This window comes from Veillonella sp. 3_1_44 (genome assembly GCF_000163715.1).
GTDB classification, from domain to species: Bacteria; Bacillota; Negativicutes; order Veillonellales; family Veillonellaceae; genus Veillonella; species Veillonella parvula_A.
This window is the reverse complement of the sequence record NZ_GG770201.1, coordinates 119066-144889: the sequence shown is the minus strand read 5'-3', so window position 1 is coordinate 144889 and position 25824 is coordinate 119066. Positions and strand designations below refer to the sequence as shown.

At 42.6% G+C, this 25824-nt stretch carries 18 protein-coding genes; 4 read left to right on the top strand and 14 right to left on the bottom strand.

Annotated features, from left to right (window positions below):
• Window positions 1–273 precede the first annotated feature (273 nt).
• Window positions 274–2646, top strand: coding sequence for a tetratricopeptide repeat protein (locus HMPREF0873_RS07280; RefSeq protein WP_038125752.1), 2373 nt, complete (start codon window positions 274–276; stop codon window positions 2644–2646).
• An 81-nt stretch (window positions 2647–2727) separates the two neighbouring features.
• Here HMPREF0873_RS07280 and ileS read toward each other — a convergent pair whose 3' ends face one another.
• The 5 genes from ileS to HMPREF0873_RS07255 all read right to left on the bottom strand — a co-directional run bounded on the left by ileS (window position 2728) and on the right by HMPREF0873_RS07255 (window position 8854).
• A complete protein-coding gene (gene ileS, locus HMPREF0873_RS07275) occupies window positions 2728–5562 on the bottom strand; it encodes an isoleucine--tRNA ligase (protein ID WP_008603150.1) in 2835 nt (944 codons plus the stop codon).
• A gap of 466 nt (window positions 5563–6028) precedes the next feature.
• A complete protein-coding gene (locus HMPREF0873_RS07270; protein ID WP_255324101.1) occupies window positions 6029–6412 on the bottom strand; it encodes a DUF805 domain-containing protein in 384 nt (127 codons plus the stop codon).
• A 127-nt stretch (window positions 6413–6539) separates the two neighbouring features.
• Complete coding sequence (locus tag HMPREF0873_RS07265; RefSeq protein ID WP_038125751.1) at window positions 6540–7175, bottom strand: DUF805 domain-containing protein; 636 nt, start codon at window positions 7173–7175, stop codon at window positions 6540–6542.
• A 218-nt stretch (window positions 7176–7393) separates the two neighbouring features.
• The gene (locus HMPREF0873_RS07260; protein ID WP_008603157.1) at window positions 7394–7963 is read right to left on the bottom strand and encodes a DUF805 domain-containing protein; all 570 of its coding nucleotides are present in this window, start codon (window positions 7961–7963) and stop codon (window positions 7394–7396) included.
• 3 nt (window positions 7964–7966) lie between these two features.
• Window positions 7967–8854 carry a DUF805 domain-containing protein gene (locus HMPREF0873_RS07255; RefSeq protein WP_008715195.1) on the bottom strand — a complete coding sequence of 296 codons (888 nt, stop codon included), beginning with the start codon at window positions 8852–8854 and terminating at the stop codon, window positions 7967–7969.
• 173 nt (window positions 8855–9027) lie between these two features.
• Between HMPREF0873_RS07255 and HMPREF0873_RS07250 the strand changes: the two genes are divergently transcribed.
• A complete protein-coding gene (locus tag HMPREF0873_RS07250; protein WP_038125750.1) occupies window positions 9028–9324 on the top strand; it encodes a hypothetical protein in 297 nt (98 codons plus the stop codon).
• Window positions 9325–9465: 141 nt separating this feature from the next.
• On the opposite strand, the gene trpA is transcribed toward HMPREF0873_RS07250, so the two are convergent.
• The 6 genes from trpA to HMPREF0873_RS07215 all read right to left on the bottom strand — a co-directional run bounded on the left by trpA (window position 9466) and on the right by HMPREF0873_RS07215 (window position 16687).
• Window positions 9466–10257: a tryptophan synthase subunit alpha gene (gene trpA, locus HMPREF0873_RS07245; RefSeq protein WP_008603162.1), complete on the bottom strand. Its 792-nt coding sequence runs from the start codon at window positions 10255–10257 to the stop codon at window positions 9466–9468.
• Window positions 10250–11443 (bottom strand): tryptophan synthase subunit beta, encoded by a 1194-nt coding sequence (trpB, locus tag HMPREF0873_RS07240; RefSeq protein WP_008603164.1) that lies wholly within the window; start codon window positions 11441–11443, stop codon window positions 10250–10252. Before trpB ends, trpA begins: the two co-directional genes overlap by 8 nt.
• Window positions 11444–11485: 42 nt before the next feature.
• A complete protein-coding gene (gene trpC, locus HMPREF0873_RS07235; protein ID WP_008603166.1) occupies window positions 11486–13057 on the bottom strand; it encodes an indole-3-glycerol phosphate synthase TrpC in 1572 nt (523 codons plus the stop codon).
• 3 nt (window positions 13058–13060) lie between these two features.
• A complete protein-coding gene (trpD, locus tag HMPREF0873_RS07230; protein WP_008603168.1) occupies window positions 13061–14071 on the bottom strand; it encodes an anthranilate phosphoribosyltransferase in 1011 nt (336 codons plus the stop codon).
• 580 nt (window positions 14072–14651) lie between these two features.
• Window positions 14652–15218 (bottom strand): aminodeoxychorismate/anthranilate synthase component II, encoded by a 567-nt coding sequence (locus HMPREF0873_RS07220; protein ID WP_008715185.1) that lies wholly within the window; start codon window positions 15216–15218, stop codon window positions 14652–14654.
• Window positions 15218–16687 (bottom strand): anthranilate synthase component I, encoded by a 1470-nt coding sequence (locus HMPREF0873_RS07215; RefSeq protein ID WP_008715183.1) that lies wholly within the window; start codon window positions 16685–16687, stop codon window positions 15218–15220. The genes HMPREF0873_RS07220 and HMPREF0873_RS07215 overlap by 1 nt, the downstream gene beginning before the upstream one ends.
• A gap of 591 nt (window positions 16688–17278) precedes the next feature.
• Here HMPREF0873_RS07215 and HMPREF0873_RS07210 point away from each other — a divergent pair.
• Both HMPREF0873_RS07210 and HMPREF0873_RS07205 read left to right on the top strand, forming a co-directional pair.
• Window positions 17279–19507 carry an SEL1-like repeat protein gene (locus HMPREF0873_RS07210; RefSeq protein ID WP_008603172.1) on the top strand — a complete coding sequence of 743 codons (2229 nt, stop codon included), beginning with the start codon at window positions 17279–17281 and terminating at the stop codon, window positions 19505–19507.
• Between the two features lie 12 nt (window positions 19508–19519).
• Complete coding sequence (locus HMPREF0873_RS07205) at window positions 19520–20698, top strand: MFS transporter (protein ID WP_008603175.1); 1179 nt, start codon at window positions 19520–19522, stop codon at window positions 20696–20698.
• Window positions 20699–20897: 199 nt separating this feature from the next.
• On the opposite strand, the gene HMPREF0873_RS07200 is transcribed toward HMPREF0873_RS07205, so the two are convergent.
• The 3 genes from HMPREF0873_RS07200 to HMPREF0873_RS07190 are packed head-to-tail and all read right to left on the bottom strand — an operon-like array spanning window position 20898 to window position 25783.
• On the bottom strand, window positions 20898–22319 hold the full coding sequence (locus HMPREF0873_RS07200) for an anion permease (protein ID WP_008715181.1): 1422 nt from the start codon (window positions 22317–22319) through the stop codon (window positions 20898–20900).
• Between the two features lie 2 nt (window positions 22320–22321).
• Window positions 22322–23461 (bottom strand): 2-methylaconitate cis-trans isomerase PrpF family protein, encoded by a 1140-nt coding sequence (locus HMPREF0873_RS07195; protein ID WP_008603178.1) that lies wholly within the window; start codon window positions 23459–23461, stop codon window positions 22322–22324.
• Window positions 23462–23485: 24 nt separating this feature from the next.
• Window positions 23486–25783, bottom strand: coding sequence for a hydratase (locus HMPREF0873_RS07190; RefSeq protein WP_008603183.1), 2298 nt, complete (start codon window positions 25781–25783; stop codon window positions 23486–23488).
• Window positions 25784–25824: the final 41 nt, after the last annotated feature.

Below are 25824 nucleotides of genomic sequence, written 5' to 3'. Positions count from 1 at the left end.
TGAAAGATTGCAGACATCACATAAAATTTGTGACAACAGATTTTCTTCAGAGGGGATTTTTTTATCATTTAAATCCAATACATGCTGAAGATTCTGTATTATGCATAGATATAGAGTAAAAATAGGCTAGTATACTATAAAAGCAGGTAACCGATAGCAGTATGATATCAATGGAGAACATACAGATATACTAGTATTTTCTCTTTTACGGTACCTCGCGTTCGTTATATAATAAATATGTATTTACTGTATACATGTATAAAAGGAGGCCTAATGGCACAGTACTTTACGGAACGCCTGCAAAAGGTCTTCCACATGATTTTTACATCCTATAATCAAAACATGGCTCAAGAAGGGTTACGTCAATTAGAGCTCATCGTCAATAATCAGCAAAATCCTAGTCAACTAAAAGATAGAGCCTTACGAAACGACAAGACAAGCCGTCTTGAAAGTGATATAGACACTAAAGAGGATGCTCTCAAGATAGCCAATGATTCAGAGGCTCGAGAGCTAGGTGATGCGTATGCCCTCTTGGCGCGCGTCTATGCAGGGCCTCGCTTTACCTGGGAAGAGTCTAACTTCCCAGAGGACAATATGCGCACTTATCAGTGCTTACACGATAGCATTCGCCGTTGTAGCCCTATCGGTACATTACAAGCCTTGCGTATCAAAGGCTCCATCACGCCTACCGTGGAGAAGGATATGCAAATCTCCTTCGACGATGCTTTCCGCATTGTCTATGACCATGCGAATCGAGGCGATGCCTATTGCCAATATGTTATAGGCAATGTCTTTTTCTGGCGCGATGATAATCGCATCGACTCCGCTGAAGCTATGCTAACACCTCCGCCCATGAGCTGGACTAAACGCATTCAAAGAAGCCTTACAGCAAACTCTGTACGGGATCGTATCGCCGCCTTACAAGGCACCGTGCCAGACGAAAAATTGCAAAAAAATGCATCTAACCTGGCGAAAGAATGGTTTAATAAGGCTCTCGACAACGGTCTTGCCATGTTCCAAGGAAACTTGCGCAATATCTATATCGACGAAGCCGACTTTTCCAATGCGCGCCGCGTCGCCAAGACTGCGGCCGAGCTTGGCAACCCTGCCATGATGCTATATACAGGCCTCGACTGCCATGAAAACGGTAAATTCGAGGATGCTTTCACGTGGTTCACTAAAGGTGCCGCCTTAGGTCAATCTGAAAGCATCGCAGAATTAGCAGATTATTACTATCATTTCTATGATGCCAAAAATTTACGTTGTACTATCCCCTATGATCCGGTAAAAGCCATAGGTCTCTACCGCCGTGCGGCAACGAAAGAGTTTAGTGATGCAGGCTACACCGCCTTACAGGCGGCCTTTGGATATATCTTTCACATAGGCCACCTTTCTCTCGACTGGGGTCTCATTGCAGACTTAACGCATATGGCGGCCACAAAAGATCGCTTTATGTTCGCCTTGCCCTATATCGGTTACATGCGAATCCACGGTTTAGGGGTGACGAAAAACATTCGCTTCGGTGTACAATCGTTACTGCGTGTCTTAGATGAGGAGCAACGAGCCTTTGAAGAGGAGAATCGCGTTCTTTTCTACGATATTACGCGCGCTTTAACACGTGTTGCCTTGGGCTATGCCTACGAAAAAGGCTATGTAACAGGCAAACCAGATTTAGATCAAGCCGTATCCTATTACGAGCAATCCCATCAATATATCTTGTCTCACAAAGCCAATTTGGATCCAGAGATAAAAGATATTCCCATCGATGACGAAGCAGAAGAACGATTAGCGGCCTTTGAAGAGGTTGATGGTCACTGGCAATACAAAGAAGGCATTGCCGAATCCACTACTACGGTGCGCCCTGCACCTGCCGCCTGGCCTCAAGATGCGGCCCGTTTATCTGTGACCATGGACGACTTCCTGTGGGATACGACTTTGTACGACTGGCAAACCATTGAAACCGCCTTAGAGTCACAGGAAGAAATGAAGCTCAGCTTTTACAATCGTTTCCTATCCATTCCAGATGTATTGCGCAATATCTTTAAGCTCGATGTAACGCGGATGCTACGAAATCATTATCAAGTAAGACTGCACGGTTATGATCCAACAGAAGGACAGGAAATCGTCTATAAGGCCCTATTCAACAAAGAAAATACCTTAAGCCTATTAAAAGAGCTTTACCATAATCGTCACTTGCCTAGCCTCGAAGAGAACTGGTCCATCGAAAAGAATGAAGAAAAGCCGACCTGGCACTATGTGCTCGATGTTGATCAACAGCCATTCTTGTTAGAGGAATACGACGATGCGAACGCTATGATTCAGACTGCCTTGCAAGGGTTGAAAGAGAAAAAATACGAACAAATTAATATTCGCACCCATGACTTTGTGGGCCCATCCTATTTTATTTTTAAAGGCAATCAGTCGACCCCATTTAGAGTGCAGCTCTATCTGAAAGAGTCGGCCCGTCACACCATCGATGACGATGGAAACCAACGAGACACGCCTGGTAAGACCTACTTATTCGAACAATATGTAGGAAATGAAGTGTCCTTAAACTATTGGATTCAAAAAACAATAAATACCTTGGAAATACCTGAGCTAGATAATTGGAAACAATTAACGGTGCCAAAGGATTTACAAACATAAAAAGACCATCCCCAGTGAACTGCACCCCAAAAATTGGACACAATTTTTGGAAGTAAAGCTCAGGAGGATGGTCTTTTTTTATTATAGTGTTTTTACAACATCGGCACAGCGTGCACAAAGTGTAGGATGTTCGCTATTTTGGCCTACTGTATCGCGGTGGATCCAGCAGCGTTCACATTTTTCGAGATTAGATGCAACAACAACTGTCGCTACGCCTGTTTCTTCGTCTTTTACAGCCTCTGCCGGTGCAGCGCCGTTCACGATGTGAGCTTCGGATACGATAACGAGTTTAGCCAAGCCTTCTTCACCAAGAGCATTCAATGCATCAAATGCAGCGCCTTCAGCGTATACCGTAACGGATGCATCCAATGGGTGACCAATTGTTTTGTCTTGACGCGCAAGTTCCAAAGCTTTTTGTACGGATGTACGCAAGTCTAACAATTGGTTCCATTTGTCAGCCAATTCTTGATTGAAGTGTTCTGGATGACCTTGTGGCCAATCTTGAAGCATAACGGATTCGCGCATACCCTCTTCTTTAGGCATGTATTTCCAAACTTCTTCTGCTGTAAAGGAAAGCACTGGAGATACCATAGCTACCAATGTTTTCAAGATTTCATACATCGCTGTTTGAGCAGAACGACGAGCTACGTTGTTTTTGCTTTCAGCATACATAGTATCTTTCATTACATCAAGATAGATGGAGCTCAAGTCTACGGTGCAGAAGTTATGAATTGCATGGTATAACATGTGGAATTCATAATTTTCGTACGCATCAGTAACCTTTTGACGCACTTCTTCTAAGCGCAACAATGCCCATTTATCGAATTCGGACATAGCTGCGTAAGCCACTTTATCAGTATTTGGATTGAAGTCATCCAAGTTGCCGAGCAAGAAGCGGAATGTATTACGGATCTTACGATATACTTCAGATAATTGTTTTACGATGTCTTTGGACAAACGTACGTCTGCTTGGTAATCCGCAGAGGATACCCACAAACGCATAACATCAGCGCCGTATACGTCGATGATGTCGCTAGGTGCCACTGTATTACCTACAGATTTGGACATCTTGCGACCTTCGCCGTCCACAACGAAGCCGTGAGTCAATACGGAATTGTATGGTGCTTTACCAGTTGTTGCCACTGCAGTTAACAAGGAAGAGTTGAACCAGCCGCGATGTTGGTCGGAACCTTCAAGGTACATAGCGCATGGTACTTCAAGATCGTTAACTTCAAGTACACCAGCCCAAGAGGAACCAGAGTCAAACCATACGTCCATGATGTCAGTTTCTTTTTTGAACTCATCATGACCGCAATGAGGACATTTGAAACCCTCTGGTAACAATTCTTTTGCACTGTGAGCCCACCATGCATCGGAGCCTTCTAGGGCTACTTTTTCTTGTAATGCTTTGATAGTATCATCGTTGATGATGTGCTCGCCACAGCTTTCACAATAGTAAATAGGAATTGGTACGCCCCAAATACGTTGACGGGAAATTACCCAGTCACCGCGGTCGCGAACCATGTTGAAAATTCGGTCGTGGCCCCATTTAGGAATCCATTGCACTTGATTGTCGATTGCATCAAGTGCTTGTTGACGATATCCATCTACAGAGGAGAACCATTGTTCTGTAGCACGGTAGATTACAGGATTTTTACAACGCCAGCAGTGAGCGTATTGGTGACGCAAGCTAGATTTGTGAAGCAATGCATTATTGTGCGCCAAGATTTTGATTACAGGCACCTCTGCATCGTGGATTTCTACACCAGCCAATGGGAATTCGGTATCGCCATAACGGTTGTCGTCTACTTGTTTTGTGTAGTTACCAGTTTCATTAACAAGAGATACGATAGGAAGTTCAGTTTTGCCTTCCTTGTTATAACGCATAACGATGTTAAAGTCATCTTCACCGTGTGCAGGAGCTGTATGTACGCAACCAGTACCTGCTTCAAGCGTTACATGGTCGCCACATAAAACAGTAGATTTACGTTCTACGAATGGATGTTTAAATTCAGCCAATTCTAAGTCTGCCCCAGAGAAGCGATTTACGATTTCATAATCTTCGATGCCGATATCTTTCATAGCTGCATCAACGAGTTCAGTAGCCATCAAGTAGTATTCTTCGCCTACTTTTACCCAGCCATATTCAAGCTCAGGGTTAACGGAGATTGCTACGTTGGCAGGCATTGTCCAAGGAGTAGTTGTCCAGATAACGGAGTATGCTTGTTTTGGATCTACGCCAGCTGGCAATGTTACCTTTTTCTCGGATACGTAAGGGAATTTTACGTAAATGGAGAAGGATTTTTTCTCAGCGTATTCGATTTCTGCTTCTGCCAATGCAGTTTCGCAGTGTGTACACCAGTATACAGTTTTAAGGCCTTTATAGATGTGGCCGCGTTTTGCCATTTCGCCGAAGATACCAAGTTGTTTTACTTCGAACTCAGGGCGCAATGTCAAATACGGACGATCCCATTCGCCTAATACACCAAAACGAATGAAGTCTTGTTTTTGTGTTTCTACACACTCCAATGCATATTCCTTACATTTATTGCGCAAGTCCAATGGAGCCATTTCATGACGGTTAAGACCTGTGTTTTTGATAACCGCATGCTCGATTGGCAAACCATGCGTATCCCAACCTGGGATATAACGCGTATAGTGACCGGTCATAGTCTTGTATTTCATGATGATGTCCTTCAACGTTTTGTTGAGGGCATGACCAATGTGCAATTTACCGTTCGCATATGGAGGGCCATCATGCAAAATGAATGGCTTTGCGTCTTTACGCAATTCCAAACGTTTTTGATAAATCTTGTTATCTTCCCAGAATTTTAAGATTTCTGGTTCGCGCTTAGGCAAATTGCCGCGCATTGGGAATTCTGTTTCAGGCAAATGTAACGTCTTACCGTAATCCATGATGTGCTCCTTTTACATAAAAAAAATCGCCCGCCCCCCGAAGGGACGGACGTCATATCCGTGGTACCACCCTACTGACTCTCGTTACTTGTGAAAGCTAACGCCACCGCATTTCTGCGATTGTCACACCATGCTAGCACATGATTGTAACACATAAGACGCAACTCATCTCTCATATTGTGAAAGCCACTTAGACATATAACGGTGTTCACCGGCGGCGTTGCCGCTTGCTCCAAAGTGATCCGCACATCTCTAGATTTCCAAACCTTTCAGCCCATGAGTTTGGTCTCTACTAAATCCGTCTGAGACATGCCGTCTTTTTCAACGCAATATTCATATAATAGATAATTATAGGACTCACGAGGGAGAATTGTCAAATACTTTATTTCTAAGTTTAACAAAACTTTTTTCCCCATTAAGCAAAAGAAAAAGCCTACTTATGTAGGCTTTATTGTAGATACAATTATTAGATTGCACTCATGAGAATTAATTCAAGAATAATAATTGCAATGCACACGTACATGAATTTACGATCCATGTCATCAGTTGGAGTTTCTTTAAGACCAGTGCGAGCAGCTTCTTCAGCAGTGACAACTTCATAGCTCATTGGAGATCCGTATTGATTATCACCTTCATCACCCTTTTGAGCAAGTAGATAAATAACATAGATAATACCAAATGGAATCAGGCTAATCAAAAGCATCCAACCACTTTTACCAATGTCATGTAGACGACGAGCAGCAAGACCAATGGAAGGTAATAAAATTGCTAGATTATATACTACAGAAATAAGCCCTACAACACTTGCTAGCGCAGTATCCATTACAAGGGCACTTAATACATTGAAGATACCAGCAATAACAAATAAATTCTACTTGAAAATATTATATCATTACTGTTGACGATTTTGAAAATCAATGTCTATATGTTTTGAGAATAACCTATGCATTATATTTCATTATAGGATACATCATAGCCTACATCGCACTAGTCATAAGTAGTTTATCTACCAAGAACCAAAGCACAAAGATAGCGCAGAATAGTCCTGCAGTTAGTCCCATAGATGGCGTAGTATCAATAAGACCTAATTCACGGGCCATTTGTTTTGTTACAACCACTTGACCTGTAGGGGAACCAAAGCGATTTGATTGGCTTTCACCAGGTAGAGCCATAAGGATCAACAGAATAATGGTCCCTACCGCCGGGATGAATCCAATAAATACAAGTCCGCCTGATCGGCCTTGATCGTGTAAGCGTCGTACTGAAACGGCCACGCCAGGAATAACCATAATCACGGACAAAAGAACAAGAATGACCAAGCCAAAACCTACGCCTACTACACTAGACAGTGGGCTAATATAGCTCAAAAAAGCACAAGTAAATAGAATGGCCACAAACAACAATTGATAGACTAACAAGAAATGCCAATATTCACTACGACTTGCACGACCATCAAAATCAGCATATTTATAAACCAAACATTGTTTAAAGTTTTCAATCAAGCCTAGATTGTATTTATCTAACGAGATTTGTGGTCTACTAACATGCCCACATTCTGGGCAGTAACAATCTGTTTTCAACACTGCATGTCCACAATAGGGACAAGATTTCATAATAAACTCCTTCTAGCTACAAACAGGAATCAGCAAAGATTACGAGGTCCTGCTGTACTTAACACATATAACAACTTAGATATTTTTTATTTATTAATATCTATATTTTTGAATTCATCTTAAATTCATTTTACTACAAAGTGTTATATTGTCTATAAAGGAGATGTTAAACTTTTATAAAATAAAATAATGAGATTGTTAATAAATACAGGTATCTATTACATGTATCCATTCCCATTAATACCATACCATAATATCTCTCTAATGATATCAGCAATAATAATAGATTGGATAATAAAGATGGCAATCCCCATCGCCCAATCTTGATGACGGGATGGAGTTTCTTCTAGTCCTGTAGCCTTGCTAACCTCAGGAGTAATAGGTGTATAGCCGGTTCTTTCACCATATGAATTCTCTCTTTCATCGCCACGACGCAATTCGTAAACGAGGAATATAAAGAAGCCTATAACAGGAATAAATGAGATTAACTGCGTCCAACCACTCCGGCCAATATCATGCATACGCCGTGTTGTGATAGCTATATTGGGAACTATAAAGAAAAGGGATACCCCTACAGTAACATTATCGATAAGCGCTTCATAATTAGGAAAGCCCAAGTTACTACATAGTAAAGCCAAAATCCCAAGTAATCCTTGTATCAACGTAACGCCTGCCACGAATCGCCAATATTCACTACGACTAGCACGACCATTAAAATTAGCATAGTTTCTAATGCCTAATTTGAAGGCATCGGTATAATTCAAATCATATATATTTATGGTTGACATAACCTAATCCTCCTCCGCGGCTTCAATAGCAACAATGCCCCAGCCTTTGCCTTCATTATGCAAACGAACTAATACGGGCTCTAGATTATCTTCAAAGGTAATGGTAAAGCCCATATAGTTTACAACAATATCATCATCTTGGTCTTGGGAAACATAGTCAAGCTGTATCGCTTTCACCTTAGGAACCTCTTCCTTAGTCATGGCTTGTTCCCATAGTTCAAAGGTACCATATCGCTCCATAGCACGAGCACTCAAATAACGATATGCACCATGATAATCCTTTTTGTTGAGGGCTTCATAATAATTACTTACCACAGTACGCCCCTCTGTTGTAGCCGTTTCACTTTGTAAAAGACGATTTGCTTGTTTCGTTAACGAACTAGGTTCCAAATTGCCATAAGCAGTCTCTTCTACCATAAAATTATGATTAATCATTGTACTACCTGCACTAGTGGCTAGGCATCCTAATACTAATATGGACACAATAAAGAGGCCCGAAACGGAACGTTTTTCCTCTAATTCATTAGATACAGGCGATGTGCGCTTACAGAATAGATACAATAATGCAAGCCAGCCTAAAATAGGAACCAATAGTAAAATCATCAACGTTGGATCATTATTAGAATCTCGTAACCGTCTTGCCATTAACATAATCTTCGGCAAGCATAACAGGATGGACAATACAAATAATACGCCGCCACCGATAGAGACAGCATAAAGAAATCCATACGGTATGTAGGTTGCAAGACCTGTAATACATATAATTAAGCCATATACAAAGGATATAGCACTTATGGTGAGCCAAAAATCGGCTGTATTGGTACGTCCCTTACTGTTCGCATAGTTTTCCACTAGCTCACGATAGAGGATTTCGTATACTCTCTGTTTCATAAAGCTCCTACTATAATCTTAGATAATATTAAATAATAAACATATATAGATATTCCTATTATACTATGATTTATCAACTTAGTTGATTCATTTTTTGTTCATGAAATCTACCTATACTACAGACATATTTCTTACAACTAAAATTCGTGCAATTAATTATGCAGGAGATAATTATGAAAGCTAAATTAATTAAAGCAGTAGCCTTGGCCAGTTTAGGTGTCTTCTTAACAGTTGGTATTAGTGCCAATGTATCCCAAGCCAAAGATTATCACTTCAAAATCGGTGAAAACCATCGCATGGTAAAAAATGATGATGGCACAGTAGATAGCAGCGATCATCCATGGTACAAAGTAAATGATAAAAAGAAAAAGCACAGAAAGTATAGAATATCTGAACGTGAAAAGCATGATAAAAATACAACAGCAAAACGCAGCGAACGACACCAACGTTCTGAATCCTCTAATGACTAAGCCTTGCGCATAATACATATTACTAGCCCTAAAAACACAAAACTAAATTAACCAACCAATGAAAAGGACGTTATACATTGTATAACGTCCTTTTGTGTTATCCCCTATATAATTTTTCCCAAGGCTATATGAGTTATTATGTTATGCGCCAGCCTTTAGAACAGCTTGTTTCATGGATTGTACGTAATCAAACAACGCTTGATCCGCATGTTCACCGTGTTCTGCCACGATTTTAACGATGGCAGAGCCTACGATAGCACCGTCGGATACGCGCGCCATAGCTTCCGCTTGTTCTGGCTTAGAGATACCAAAACCAACAGCTACCGGGATATCCGTATATTTGCGAATCATTTCAACAATGGATTTAATATCCGTCTTGATTTCACTGCGCATGCCTGTAACGCCAAGTGAGGATACACAGTATACAAAGCCTTCTGCGTCTTTCGCGATCATTTCGATGCGGTTTTCAGATGTTGGCGCAATTAAGGATACAACTTCAACACCATGCTTATGAGCCACACTAGCGAGCTCGCCTTTTTCTTCAAATGGCATGTCTGGTACGATAACACCAGAGATTCCCACCTCTTCACAGAGGGTAAAGAATTTTTCACGACCAAATACATAAATAGGATTCAAATAGGTCATGAATACGAGCGGTATAGTCACCGCATCATCACCTGTACGCAGACGACGCACCATATCGAAGATATCATTGATTTTTACGCCTGTAGATAATGCGCGTGTACTTGCTTCTTGGATAACTGGGCCTTCCGCTGTGGGATCGGAGAAAGGAATACCGATTTCCACCATGTCTGCACCGGCTTTCACCATAATGCGAATATAACGTTCTGTATTTTCAATACCGTGGTCACCAGCACTAATGAACGGGATGAATGCCTTGCCCTTTGTGAAAGCGTCTTTAATGTTACTCATGAAGATCCACCCCTCTATATTTCGCCATAGCCGCTACGTCTTTGTCACCGCGACCAGATAAACAAATAATAATGATGTCGTCCTTGCTCATAGTAGGAGCAATTTTACGTGCATGTGCCACCGCATGAGCACTTTCAATCGCAGGAATAATACCTTCCAAGCGAGATAAATATTCAAAGGCATCTACTGCTTCGTCATCTGTAACAGGCACATATTCAGCACGCCCGCTATCGTGCAAGTACGCATGTTCAGGACCGATGCCAGGGTAATCAAGACCTGCAGAAATAGAATATACTGGAGCAATTTGGCCATCTTCATCTTGGCAGAAGTAAGATTTCATACCGTGGAAAATACCAACAGACCCCTTCGCGATTGTTGCTGCATGTTCCTCTGTATCGATGCCGCGACCTGCTGCTTCACAACCGATGAGACGAACCCCTTCATCTGGAATGAAGTGATAGAACATGCCCATCGCATTGGAGCCACCGCCTACGCAAGCCATAACAGCTGTTGGCAATTTGCCTTCTGCTTCGAGGATTTGTTCACGCGCTTCACGACTGATAATAGATTGGAAATCACGAACGATCATAGGGAATGGATGAGCACCCATAACGGAGCCCAATACATAGTGCGTATCGGACATGCGGTTTGTCCATTCGCGCAACGCTTCGGAAACCGCATCTTTCAATGTACTAGTCCCTGTTGTTACTGGATGCACCTTAGCGCCTAGCAATTCCATACGATATACGTTAAGCGCCTGACGTTCACAGTCCTCTGCACCCATGTATACTTCGCATTCCATGCCCATCAATGCAGCGATAGTAGCCGTTGCCACGCCGTGTTGACCTGCGCCGGTTTCAGCAATAACGCGTGTTTTACCCATCCGTTTTGCCAATAACATTTGACCGATTACATTATTCAACTTGTGGGAACCCGTATGGTTCAAGTCTTCCCGTTTTAAATAGATTTTGGCACCCCCAAGATCCTTTGTCATACGTTCTGCATAGTATAAAAGGGATGGGCGACCTGTATATTTTTTATGTAAATCCTCAAGTTCGCGTACGAAATCAGGATCATCTTTGTACTTGTTGTACGCCTCTTCCAATTCGATGACTGCATTCATCAATGTTTCTGGCATAAATTGGCCACCAAAGGAGCCAAAATAGCCATGTCTTTGTTCACTCATATAACTTACCTTTCTATATACCATTCCTGCTAGCACGCCATACTATGGCATTGCTATTGTTCTCACAATGTTAGTGAAAGCTTTTATCTTCTCATCGTCCTTCACGCCTTCTGTTTCAATGCCGCTACTGATATCGATGCCGTACGGTCGAACCGTACGAATGGCACGCGCCACATTGGTGCTATCGATACCACCAGCCAGCATAAATGGTCGTTCAAACTCGTCTAAGCAAGACCAATCGAACACTTCCCCCGTACCTCCGCGCTCGTCTTTGTGGTACGCATCAAATAATAGCATATCCGCACTGCTATCGATCCACGCCTCTGCATCTGCAGCGCTACGGATTTGAACAGCCTTCCAAACCTCTACATTAGTACGTCCTTTTAAGGATTGGATGAAAGCTTCATCTTCATCGCCATGCAATTGCACCGCATCAAGATTTACTTCTGTGGCAATCGTAACGAGATTATCTAGCGTTTCATTGACAAAAATGCCTACCGTTTTAATAAATTCTTGATGTATAAGTGTCGGACTTATATTTTCTGTACTAGTCAGTGTCCCTTCATGCGCATCACCAGTTGCTGTTTCTTCTTGCAATGCGTTAATTATTGTTCCATCTTGTACTACATCATTACTGTATTGTTCTGCGTTTCTGTTATATCGATTTGCGTACTGTTTATGTAGTTCTTCAACTAAGGTTTTTGCTTGGTCAACAGTGACTTGACGTTTGCTTGGTGCAAATACAAGGCCCATATAATCAGGCTTTGCCTCTACTACAGCAGGGATAGTCTCCACCTTAGAGATACCGCACATCTTAATCTTAGGTGTATAGTATGTCGGTCCATAAAGATAGGCTAATTTTTCAACCTTATTAGGAGAACGCATGAAGGTTTCACCCATCAAGGCTACACCGATATTGTTATCGCGCAATACTTGAATATCCTCCGGCGTTTCAAGGCCACTTTCAGATACAAAGATTACATCGTCTTCAACGAGATTGCGCAAGCGCACACTATTTTGTACATCTACAGTGAAGTCCTTGAGGTTACGATTGTTAACTCCAATAATGCGGGCACCGCAATCGATGGCCATTTGCACTTCTGCTTCGTCATGGGCCTCTACCAAAGAGGATAAGCCAAGAGAATCAGCTAACTCACGGAACTTTGTCAGCGTAGGCACATCGAGGCATGCACAGATTAATAGGATTGCACTAGCGCCCCATACCTTTGCTTGGTAGATTTGGTATTCATCGATGATAAAGTCTTTACGAAGCACAGGAATTTTTACGGTGCTTGCAATTTCTTGCAAATATTTTTTATCACCCTTAAAGAAATCTGGCTCCGTCAAAACAGAGATAGCCGCAGCACCAGCCACTTCATATTCTTTGGCGATGTCTAAATATGGGAAGTGCTCAGCGATGATGCCTTTTGATGGAGATGCCTTTTTCACTTCACAAATGAAATTGAAATCTTGCTGACGAAGGGCCGCTTCAAAAGGAAATCCTGTATCAGATGGTAATGCTAAAGCCACTGCTTTCACAGACTCTGGAAATTCCACCTGTTTTTCTTGGGCTACCCGAATTTTGGTCGCCTCTATAATCTTATCTAAAATCAATGGTCATACCTCTTGGGTTGCTTTCACAAACTGTTCCATTGTCGCAAGCGCCTTGCCAGAGTCGATTATATGTTTCGCCTCTTCGATACCCTCTGCCAATGTAATGCCGTCTTTCGCAAGGTAAATCGCCATGCCAGCATTGAGAAGAACTGCTGTGCGTTTACCACCTTGCTCACCACCGAGAACGCGACGTGTAATCTCAGCATTTACCGTAGCATCGCCACCTTCAAGCTCAGTTTTATCAGCGTATTCGAAACCATATTCCTTAGGATCGAATTCGTAGTTTGTGAACGTCCCATTATTAATTTCACATACGTACGTTTTATTGGTAGCCGTAATCTCATCAAGGCCGTCGAAGCCATGTACCACGGCACCGCGTTTAACACCAAGATTAGCCAATACGCGAGCCAACGGTTCTACCAGAGATTTATCGTACACACCCATCAACTCCACAGTAGCACCTGCTGGATTTGCCAAAGGGCCAAGGATGTTAAACACCGTACGAACACCCAACGCCTTACGTACAGGGCCAGCATACTTCATGGCTTGGTGATATACAGGAGCAAACATAAAGCACATATTGGCTTTGTTAAGAACCGCTTCGTTTTGCTCGCCGTTAAGCTCTAATTTAGCGCCCAACGCTTCAATCAAATCTGCAGCGCCACATTTACTAGATACACTGCGGTTACCATGTTTCGCTACAGGAATACCTGCTGCAGAAATGATAAAACCAGATGTGGTAGAAATGTTGAATGTATTAGCTTCATCACCGCCAGTACCTACGATTTCTATAACAGTGCCTTCGTGAGAAACAGAACCGGCCTTTTCGCGCATAACCTCAGCAAACGCCGTAACCTCATCTACAGTAGGGCCCTTCGCTGCAAGAGCACACAAGAAACCAGCCATAGGAACCTCGGCTACATCGCCGCTCATAATCTTGTTCATTGTATCTTTAGCAAGGTCGTAGGATAAATCTTGACCATGCGTTACTGCATATAATGCGTCTTTAATCATTTTATAGCTCCTTACTTGTTGTTCATTTTCTTTGGTTCAACGTTAATAGGGCATATACCTACTTTAATGCTACATGTGATTCACGTGGACCTATGCCCTCCACTGGCCGGGTCTGACTACGGCCTGCGGCCTTCGCAGGGCCAAAGTCGGGCCTAGAACCCCGTGAACTCACATAAACACTAGAACACTTAATCTTTTATATGCCCTACTCACTGTCACACGCACAATAAAATGAACAACAATTTAATATCTCTTAAATGATCCTGCGCATTATATGGAGTAACGCACAGGTCATTTCTTTATAGGGTGGTGGGAATAGTGGTGCTTTGCACCACCTCTTTCTATATTAGAGGTTCTGATTCGCATATTTCTTTAGGAAAGTATGGCTATAGTTTACGATATGTATTGTAGAGGGGCTATTATAGGTACTGCCAAGATTGAGTTGGCAGGAAATAAGGTCTTAAGGAACGACTTGGCGGCCCCACGTAGTGGGGCATTGTCCACTTGGAGTTCCGAGAGATCTTATTTCTGCCCTATCGTTCAAGGACTTATAAATAGCCCATCGAATACACAACAGTGATTATTTTTCTAAGAAATTGCGAATCATTTGTTCCCCGTTCGGTGTCATGATGGATTCCGGATGGAATTGTACGCCGTAGATTGGGTAGTCTTTGTGTTCTACGCTCATTACTTCGCCGTCGTCTGTAACGGATGTAACGATGAGTTCGCTTGGGATTGTTTCGTCTACAATCGCCAAGGAGTGGTAGCGTGCCACTTCAAATTGTTCTGGTACGCCTTTAAGGATTTTGGATGGGTGTACTTGTTTGGCTACGCTTTGTTTACCGTGCATCACTTGTTTTGCGTAAGATACGGTGCCACCGAATACTTCACCGATGGCTTGGTGACCAAGGCATACGCCGAGAATTGGGAATTCACCTTTGCATTCGCGCAATAGGTCTTCGTATACGCCCGCATCAGCTGGTCTGCCAGGGCCTGGTGAAAGTATCACGTAATCTGGTTTCAACGCACGAATTTCTTCAACTGTTAATTCATCGCTGCGGATGACTTTAATATCTGAATCGATAGAGCCTACTAATTGGTATAAGTTAAAGGAGAAGCTATCGTAATTATCTATAAGGAGTACCATTATTCTACCTCCTGTGCATCTGTAATTGCGGAAATCATGGATTGGCCTTTGATTAAGGTTTCGTTGTATTCGCTTGCAGGAACACTATCGCGAACAATACCAGCGCCAGCTCGAACGTAAACCTTGCCACCTTTATTCATGGCCATGCGGATACCGATACATACGTCCATGTTACCGGAGAAATCGATGTAACCTACAGCGCCGCCGTATACACCGCGCGGGCTTTTTTCTAGTTCGTGTAAGATTTCGATGGCACGAATTTTAGGGGCTCCGGACAAAGTACCTGCTGGCAATGTAGCACCGATAGCATCGAGTGCATCTTTACCGTCTTGAATGTCACCGCTCACAGTAGATGTAATGTGAATAACATGGGAGAAACGTTGCAACATGTGTAACGCCTCTACTTTTACGGAACCGAATTTAGAAATTTTACCTAAGTCGTTACGACCAAGGTCAACGAGCATGTTATGTTCAGCCAACTCTTTTTCGTCATTAATGAGTTTTTCCTCAATAGCGAGGTCCTCTGCTTCGTTTTTACCGCGGCGCATAGTGCCTGCAATTGGGAAGGTATACATTTTGCCGTCCGTTAATTTTACCAATGTTTCTGGAGAGGCACCTGTAAGCTCTACATCGCCACCAGATAAATAGAACATATATGGAGATGGGTTCAACGTACGCAATACGCGGTATGCATTTAACAAGCTACCTTCAAACTCAGCTTCACGGCGGTTAGATACAACACATTGGAAGATATCCCCTTCCTTGATGTAGTGCTGTGTCTTTTTAACAACTGCTTCAAACTCATCCTTTGTAAACTCAGAGGTAAACTCTGTTTTAAGGATGCCTTTTGGAATGTCTGCCTCTTTGCCGTTTACTACGAGATCAGCTAGTGCTTTCAACTCAAGCTCAGCCTTGTTGTAGTTGCGTTCTAAATCATTTGTGCTGATGTTAGCAATCAAGTAGATTTTATTTTTGTAATGGTCAAAAGCGATTACCTTATCAAAGAGCATAAGGTCTACATCGTTTACCATCGCAGAGTTATCATCTGGCGTTGGGAAATCCAATGTTGGCTCGATATAGCGGATGTATTCACAAGCAAAGTAGCCTACAAAGCCGCCTGTGAAGGTTGGTAATTCTTCTAAGCGAGGGCTTTTGTATTGGCTCAAAATATTGCGAATTTCTGTAGCTGGGTCAGAGCATTCAAAGGTACGCGTTGTACCATCTTTGATAGTCATTTTATGGTTTTTGCAGAAGAGCTCAATCTTAGGATCATAGCCCAAGAAGGAGTAACGGCCCCAATGGTTACTATTATCCGCACTTTCAAGCAAGTACGTATGACTGCTCACTTGTTTTAATGCTTTCAACACACTAATCGGTGTGCGTACGTCGGATAAAATTTCCATATATACAGGCACGATATCGTAGCCTGGTGCGATAGCTTTCACACGGTCAAGACTAGGGAAAATCATGAGAACCTCCATCTGGCATTTGCCAATAAAAAAACTCGCCCATGACAATGTAACGTCAAGGACGAGTCTATAGTTCTATTTTTACAAGAGTATTAGAAAATACTTGTATTATGCTATAAATCGCGGTACCACCTTGTTTGAATGCAACGCATTCCCCTTTCGCAGGATACTAACATATCCCTCACGACTAACGCTCGTGTGACGTCGCACCATACTAGGAATGAAATTCATTCTTTTCCATGCGCCCTCGGTGGTCCATTTAATAAGCTGCGTACTACGGGTTCTCAGCTAATCCCGCTCTCTGTGAGTGCATTTCCTATTTTTATCTCCACCTCATCGGTTTCTTTAGGCGAGTATAAAATTATAATCTGATTATAATGTTTCTATAGAATGAAAGTCAAGGAAAATCTTAACTTTCACCTTATCCTTAGATTCATCAACCATATAATATCGCTACTTGTGATTAAATAATATATCCCTATTCACCTTAGCAAATTCAGAATATTTATATTGTTTTCCTCTAAACACTAATAGTATACTGAAATTACATATGTTGTCAGCTTCTACTGATTATTATGCGGAGGAGAGAGAATGAGTTTTTATTTTACTGATCAAATACAGCAGTCTTTCAATAAAATATTCCATCAATGTAATAAAGATATTGCTTGGGCGGGCAAGGCTGAGCTTGATGCCCTTGTGAAATTGGACGAGGAAGGTCAAAAGATTCCAGGTATCGGCGATGTGTACGCTATTTTGGCGCGCGTCTATTCTGGACCTCAGTTCACGTGGATTGAAGCAGGCTTCCCTGAGGATGACACAAAGGCGTATAGTTATTTACATACGGCTATTCGCAAAGGCAGTGCCATCGCTATTTTACAAGCTATGCGTACCTCTGGTGCCCTTACACCAACTATTGAAAAAGAGTTGCCTATGACGAAGGACCAAGCATTCCAGCGCGTCTATGAGGGCGCCCAAAAGGGTTGTTCCTACTGTGCCTACGCCATTGCCAATGTATACCAATGGGGGGATTACCACATCTTACCATCGGCTCGAAAGGTGGCTAACGAAGGTGAACCATCTACCTTTGTCCGTTTCTTAAAAAGCTTATTTGTACAAGCAGATCAACGTAGATCGACCAATAAAATAAATGCTATTGCTCAACAATGGTTGCGTAAATCTGCCGATGCAGGCCTTGTTATTGCATACCGAAACTTGCGCATTACCTATGTAGAGCAAGATAATAGGGCAATGGAAGAACAAGTCATTTTTGAAGGTGCCAAAGCAGGTTTGCCACTCATGATGTATTTAGCAGGCGATATTTGTAAGTCTCGCGGGGAGCATGAACGAGCTCTCGAATATTTTGAGCGTGGTGCGGCCATGAATAATGGCATGTGTTTGCGTGAAGCTGCCGAGTACTATGCAAAACCATGTGAGTCTAACAAAAGAATTCCTCAGAATATTCAAAAGGCCCTCAAATACTATGAGCGTGCTGCTATAAGCCCAGATTATTTAGACTTTAACGACCACGCTTATGCTACCATGCAAGCCATCATTCTTCGCACCTTGAATATCGATGGTCAGTCTCAAGACTGGTCTCGCATCGCTCACTTATTGCAACAACCAGCTATTTACACGCTCGATGCTATTTGGCCGTATCTCGCTTATGTATTTACTTTCAAAAAAGGTAATACCCCTGCTATAAGAACCGCCATAGAGTGCGTCAATCAGGCTAGCAAATGTTTCGATAGATACGGTAGTTATGACTATGCGGACCATCTATGGCAACTGGCCGCCGGCTATTGCTACGAAATTGGTGCCATTACAAAAGAACCTGATTTAGACCAAGCCGTTACGTTCTACGAGCATGCTCGTGAAAGCATCAAACGTCTCAACACAAGAAACGATAATTGGTTAGGTACTGGTGAGCCGTTGGCAATTCCTGACGAAGCCTCTGAGCGATTAGAGGCCTTTGAACTCGTTGATGGACATTATCAGTACAAAGAAGGGATAACGCAATCTTCTACAACATGTAACCCTATGCCACCTGCATGGCCGCAAAACTCTGTCGATGTATTAGAAATCTTCGAGAATTCTACTACTGGTTGGCGCACGAATAAATACGACTGGAATTTCATTCAACGGGAATGGGATACACAAAAATATCTCAGCTTTATCATCTATGATAATCGTCAATCCATAGAAAACATCATTTACGATGTGTACAGTATCGTTATGTTCCACAATGAAGACAAAAACTCTTGTACTATCTATCTATACGGCTACATTGAGGAGCCTAGCGAACTAGATGAAAACGTGGATCCTAGGGTATATGAAATAAGATACTTTAAAGAAATGTCCATTCCTGCAGGTCTCGCTTTAATTAAAGACTTCTATGATAATGCTACATTGCCTGTGATTGATGAAAGCTGGGAGAAACAGTACAAAAATACTACGCCTCCTAGAGAATATGTATTAACTTGTGACAACGATATCTTCTACCTCAATCAATATGAACTTTCCAATCAAATGATTAAGGATGCCTTAGAAGGCGTAGCCAATGGCAAGTACGATATCATTGCGGTTCGCCCATCTAACCTCGACGATCCGGGTATTAGCTACTTCATCGAGCGCGGAAAAGGTAAAAACTTACATATTTCTCTCTATATCACTATAGAAGACGACGTAGAAGATGACATCGTATATGGCTTTAAACGGGAATCTAGCAACTTAACCTCCATTAATTACTGGATCCAAGAATCTATAGCAAGCAATAAACTTCCGGACTTAAGCGATTGGGAAGAAGTTAAAAAGAAAGACTAAAGGAGGGATACTTTGGAAACGTGGAAACGAACGGTGTACATTTGCGCATTCTGCATATTCTTCATGTCCCTCGGGATTAGTCAGGTAAGCCCTATTCTCCCTCTATACTTCCATGAAATGGGCTTAAGCGATACAGGATCGATAGCACAATGGTCCGGTGCCTCCATGGGCATCACCTTCCTCATTGTCTGCTTAGCAGCTCCCTTCTGGGGCCGATTAGCAGACCGTAAGGGACGTAAGATTACCCTCATACGCTCTAGTCTTGGTATGGCTATATGTAGTATATTATTGGGCTTTCAGACTACACCAGAAGGTGTGTTCCTCGTTCGTACATTGCAAGGGTTAGTAAGCGGTTTTTACCCCGCATCGGTAACACTTATCGCGTCAGAAACACCGCAAAACCATACAGGTTGGGCTCTAGGGATTATAGGATCCTTTAGCCTTGCAGGCTCACTAGCCGGTCCGCTTGTAGGAGGGTATCTCAGTGATGTAGTAGGTATTCGAAATGACTTCTTTATCATCGGGGCCCTTATGCTTATCTCCTTTGGCTTGACGGCAATGCTGGTACATGAAAACTATGTTCCAAAGCCACTTGTTGAGAAGCAAACCTTTAGAAATCTAAAAACTCACTTACCTGAGTTTTCTAGTTTAGTCGCTTTATCTGCAACCTCCTTCCTGTATGCCATTTCGGTTACCGCCATCTCCCCCATTATGACGGTTTACATTAAAGGAATGCTACCAAGCAATACGGAAAATATAGCCTTCATATCTGGTGCTGTGTTCTCTGCCATGGGTATCGCCCAATTCTTTAGTAGCTCTCCACTCGGGAAATTAGTAGACCGTATAGGCCCTAGAAAGGTGCTCATCTACTCGATGATCTATGTAGGTCTACTCAATATACCGCAAGCCTATGTGGACTCTGTGTATGTACTTGGGTTTATCCGTTTCTTGCAAGGTTTTGGGCTAGGTGGTATGTTACCTGCGCTCAATACCTATTTAGCATCAAAAACACCTAAGGAATATACGGGACAAGTATTCTCGTACAATCAGTCTTGTTTGTCTATGGGTTACTTTCTAGGCTCCTTTGGTGGTTCCATCGTAGCCGCTCAATTTGGCTTCACAACCCTTTTCTGGGCATGTAGCCTTACCTTTATCGGCGCTGCCCTATGGGTTGCGTTAAAACTAAAGTAACGCCGTAATACAACGAAAATAGTGCAAATGCATTAAAGAAACTATATAAACAAATAAAAAGAGCTGTTCTCAGAACTCAGATGTGTACTGATTCCGAAACAGCTCTTTTATTATATTTTTTGTAAAAGTTTAGAAAATTTCACTAGCTAGGGGATGATCATTCTATATGTATAGAATAACTATTGTCTCTAGTTAGGTATTATAGGATACCGAGGATTTCCCACCATGCGTAGCCCACTGTAAGGTTTACGATGAAGCACATGATAGCGAAGATACCGCCGATAATCCACCAGCTCTTAACTGTGTTGTAACCTGCACCGAATACGATTGGAGCCGCTGCACCGCCGTAGTGAGTCAACGCACCACCGTAGGAGTTTGTAGCAGCTAGTAACAAGGACAACGCCATTGGGTTTACACCCGCTACTTTACCTACAGTAAGGAATACTGGAAGCATGGCTACAACGTACGCACTACCAGAGGCGAACAAGTAACGAACAGCGATACTGATAGCGCCGATGATAATAAGAGCCAGCATTGGGTTGTCGCCGAAGTTGAAGTGTGTGCCCATAAAGTCAGCTAGCCATTCAAAGAATTTAACCTTGGACAACGCACTGGACATACCGATGATACCACCGAACCAGATCAATGTGTTCCAAGCACCTTTGGATTCAAGCATATCTTCCCATTTGATTACGCCTGTTACAAGAGCTGCTACCATGGCTACGATAGCTACTGCTGTTGCATCAAGGGAGAATTTAATGCCAAAGCCTTGCGTCAAGATGGAAGGCAACGCCCAACCAACTAAGGCAAGGATAAAGATAGCAATAAGAGATTTCTCGCGACCAGACATAGGTCCAAGTTCTTTCAAACCTTCATCAGCAATCGCATGAGAGTCGATGTGTTGAATAGATGGTTTGTCTAAGTAGTATACCAAAGCAGGTGTAATGAGAAGCATCACAAGACCTGGTACTACGAGTGCTAATGCCCAAAGGCCCCAGTTGATATCTACGCCGAGGATTTTGTTCATGTAGTCAGCAGCCAATAAGTTTGGTGCCATTGCTGTAGCGAACATCAAGCTTGTTACCTTAGTCACCATGTATGTGTTAACCATGAGGTAAGAACCAGCTTTTTTAGCGCTTTCACCAGGCTCAGAACCTAACGCTTTTGCTACAGAGTTCATGATTGGGAACACGATACCGCCACAACGTGCTGTGTTGGAAGGTGTTACTGGAGAAATAATAAGGTCTAATAAAGCAGTTACATAGCCAAGACGCAATGTAGTGTGACCTAAGGATTTAATCAATAGGTACGCAATACGACGGCCAAGGCCTGTTTTTACGAACGCCACACTGAGGGAGAACGCAGAGAATACTAACCATACTGTGGTAGATGCATAACCAGACAATACGTTTTTCGTAGCATTCAAGAAAATTGCAGAATCTGCAATAGATAATAACAAGATAATTGGTGCTGGCCAAGGTTTAACAACAAGACCAACGATAGCCATTAAATAGAAACCTAGCAGTCGCCAAGCTCCAACGCTCAAACCTTCTGGTGGTGTAATGAACCACATTGCCAGAGGAATGGCAAACATAATTGCAATTTTAAGTAGCTTATTCATTCTTACTCTCCTTTTACATAAGCTATGCCTTTCATGATCGGTCGCGCTGTTCTAGCGACGCCCGCCTTCTCCACATGCCAACCCTTATCTTTGGTTAGGCATATTTCGAAATCAAATTTCCCTGATGGATGCGCTAAAGTAACTTGATTCGTTTCTTTAGCACGTTCGCTCACTACTTCGTTCGCCACAGTCCCCGTAATAAGCGCTGCTGTAGCTGTACAAATACCACCTGTAACAGCATACGCTTTATGCATTACAGCGAGTGCCTTTGTACGAGCCACGATGTCTATACTATTCCCCTCGATAGTTCGACCATCGCTTGCCACGTAGGTTTGTGGTGCGGACACCATGCATACCTTTGGAACTGCAGGACTAGCAGCCTCTTTCGATGGAGCAAGTCCCATCATTACAGCTGCAGTAGTGCGAATATCTTCAAGTGTATTGAGTAATACACCGCCATCCGTTTCTGTGAAAGCCGGTAACTCCGTGCCTTCATAACCAAGGTCTGTAGCCTTTACAAATACAGCTGGATTAGCTGCATCTACGAGACTGACTTGGATTGTGCGCCCATCAGCCAATGTAATTGTATCTTGTACATTGCCTGTTGGTAGTAGCTTACCCGTCTTAGAACCGCTAGGCTCCAAGAAATATAATGTAATACGAGCACCTGTACCAGGCACGCCATCGATAGCAAAATCACCGTCAATAACAGGTTTACCATCTCGTACTGGCACATGTGCTTCAATAACCTTATTTGTATTTGTGTTAAAGATACGAACCACTGTTTCTGGTTCTATGGCTTTCACAAAGCCTTCCATAATAGCAAATACCCCTGCACCAGCAGAAATATTGCCACAATTACCTTCGTAATCTACCACCGCATCAGCGATACCGACATAACCAAAGGTGTAGTCGATATCCGCATCATCGCGGTCAGAAGAATTTACGATAGCCACCTTGCTCGTCAATGGATCAGCACCACCGATACCATTAATTTGACGCGCATCGGGAGAGCCATATAAATCTAAAATCATACGATCCCGAGCAGCTTGGTCAGTTGGAAGCGTATCTTTTAACAGATACGCCCCTTTACTAGTACCGCCGCGCATATAGGTAACAGGAATTTCTTTATACCCGTTCATAACTTACTCCTTTATGTTCACCACTTACGCTTTGCTATTTGCATAGTAGTTGATGAGACAACCTGCTGCGATAATATCTTTTTCTTCATCGCTGAGGTGCCCTAAATGTAATGTGATTTCTGCTTTCTTCGCACCTCCACTGATAACATATGCTGTGTAATCATCGGAGTCAGAGAATAATTGGTCACGCACATTTGGCACATATACATAGTCGCCTACGACCATAGTTTTAGAGTCTTCTTCGCTAGTTACGAACGGTAACATGCCCCAGTTAATTACATTGCTGCGATAACGTTTTGTAGCATATTCAATAGCGATATTAGCACCGCCACCCAATACACGTTGACAGGATGCTGCTTGCTCACGAGCAGAGCCATCACCCGGACGATTAGCATATACCATGCTGGAAACAGCTGTAGACTTAGCCATATCTTCTACAGATTCTGACAAGCCAAGAGCTTGCTTAACCTCTTCGTATGCAGCGACTAACTCTACTGTACTTTCACCTTCTTGACGAGATTTTTCCCAATCGCGAACGGTTTTAGCACGACCTACATATTCAGGAACCTTACGGCTCAAGGCAAATTCAGACAATGCATATGGATCTGAACGGAAGGAAGATGTTTCACCAGATGGAATCAACTCATCCGTAGTCGTTACAGGGTCATCGATATAGGCAACTACTTTGAGCAATACATTTGGGGTCAATTCTTTAATAGCTGGCCAAGGTTTAATGGATGGTCCATAAATGAGTTCAGTATTTTTTTTAGGCTCATTGAAGCCGCTATATACTTTGCTTTCATAAGGTTTATCATCATAGTGGTAAGCTGGTACTACATCATCATAATCGATATCAGTAGCCGCAGTTAATGCACCACCGTTAATAGCAGTAGCCGCTACGGAACGGGAGTCGAGAAGTGCAACGGAAGAAATTTGTCCGTTACCAGGTTTAGAACCTTCGCGATTCGGGAAGTTTCGTGTCGCATGACGACCACTGAGTCCAGTATTGTTAGGTGTATCACCTGCACCAAAGCATGGCCCGCAGAAAGCTGTACGCACGATGGCACCAGCACTCATAAGATCTACAAGAGCACCATTTTTCATAAGTTCTAAGTAAATTGGTTGGCTAGAAGGATAAACGCTAAATGCGAAACGACCGGAACCTACGCTCTTACCGCGTACGATGTTAGCCGCTTGCATAATGTTTTCATATAAACCACCAGAGCACCCTACGATGATACCTTGATCTAAATGCAATTTGCCGTCAAAATGTTTTTCAGGCAATTGTAAAGACAAGGATTTATTATCTAATTGCTCTACCGCTTGACGTTCGATTTCTGCTAATAAATCGCGACCACCTTCGTTGATTTCTTTAATTGTATATACATTGCTTGGATGGAATGGCATAGCAATCATACTTTCCACTTCCCTAAGATTAACTTTTACTAGGCCATCATAATAAGCTACATCACCAGGGTTAAGCTCTTTGTACGCATCACCGCGACCATGAAGTGTCAAGAATTCTTTCGTTGTACTATCTGTTCTCCAAATAGTTGTAAGGCATGTAGTCTCTGTAGTCATTACATCGATGCCGTTACGGAAGTCCATGGATAAATGTTCAATACCAGGGCCTACGAATTCCATTACTTTATTTTTCACAAAGCCGTTTGCGAATACAGCTTTTTCAATAGCGAGTGCCACGTCTTGTGGACCTACGCCGTGTTTAGGTTTTCCATCGAGGTAAATAGCGATAACTTCTGGACGTTGTACATCATACGTACGGCCAAGCAATTGTTTTACAAGCTCTGGACCGCCCTCACCAATCGCCATAGTACCAAGAGCACCGTAACGAGTATGACTGTCGGAACCGAGAATCATTTTGCCACAGCCTGCCATTGTTTCACGCATATATTGGTGAATAACTGCAAGATGAGGAGGTACATACACGCCGCCGAAGCGTTGAACTGCGGATAAGCCGAATACATGGTCGTCTTCGTTAATCGTGCCCCCTACTGCTGCCAAGCTATTATGACAGTTTGTCAAAATGTAAGGAATTGGAAATTTATCAAGACCACTGGCAATCGCCGTTTGAATGATGCCAACATAGGTAATATCGTGAGATGTTAAGGCATCGAATTTGATGCGTAAATCTTGATCACCTTCATGTTGTTGGTGGTCCATTAAAATACGGTACGCCATCGTTTCCTTATAGGCGCGCTCTTTATTAAAAACTTCTTGTTGATCAAGGGCTGTACTAGAATCTGCAGGAACGATATCCGTACCGTGATATAAAAATACACCATTTGAAATTAACTTAACCATGACTTACTCCTTTATTACTTTCAGGCATGTGTAAACCTTTA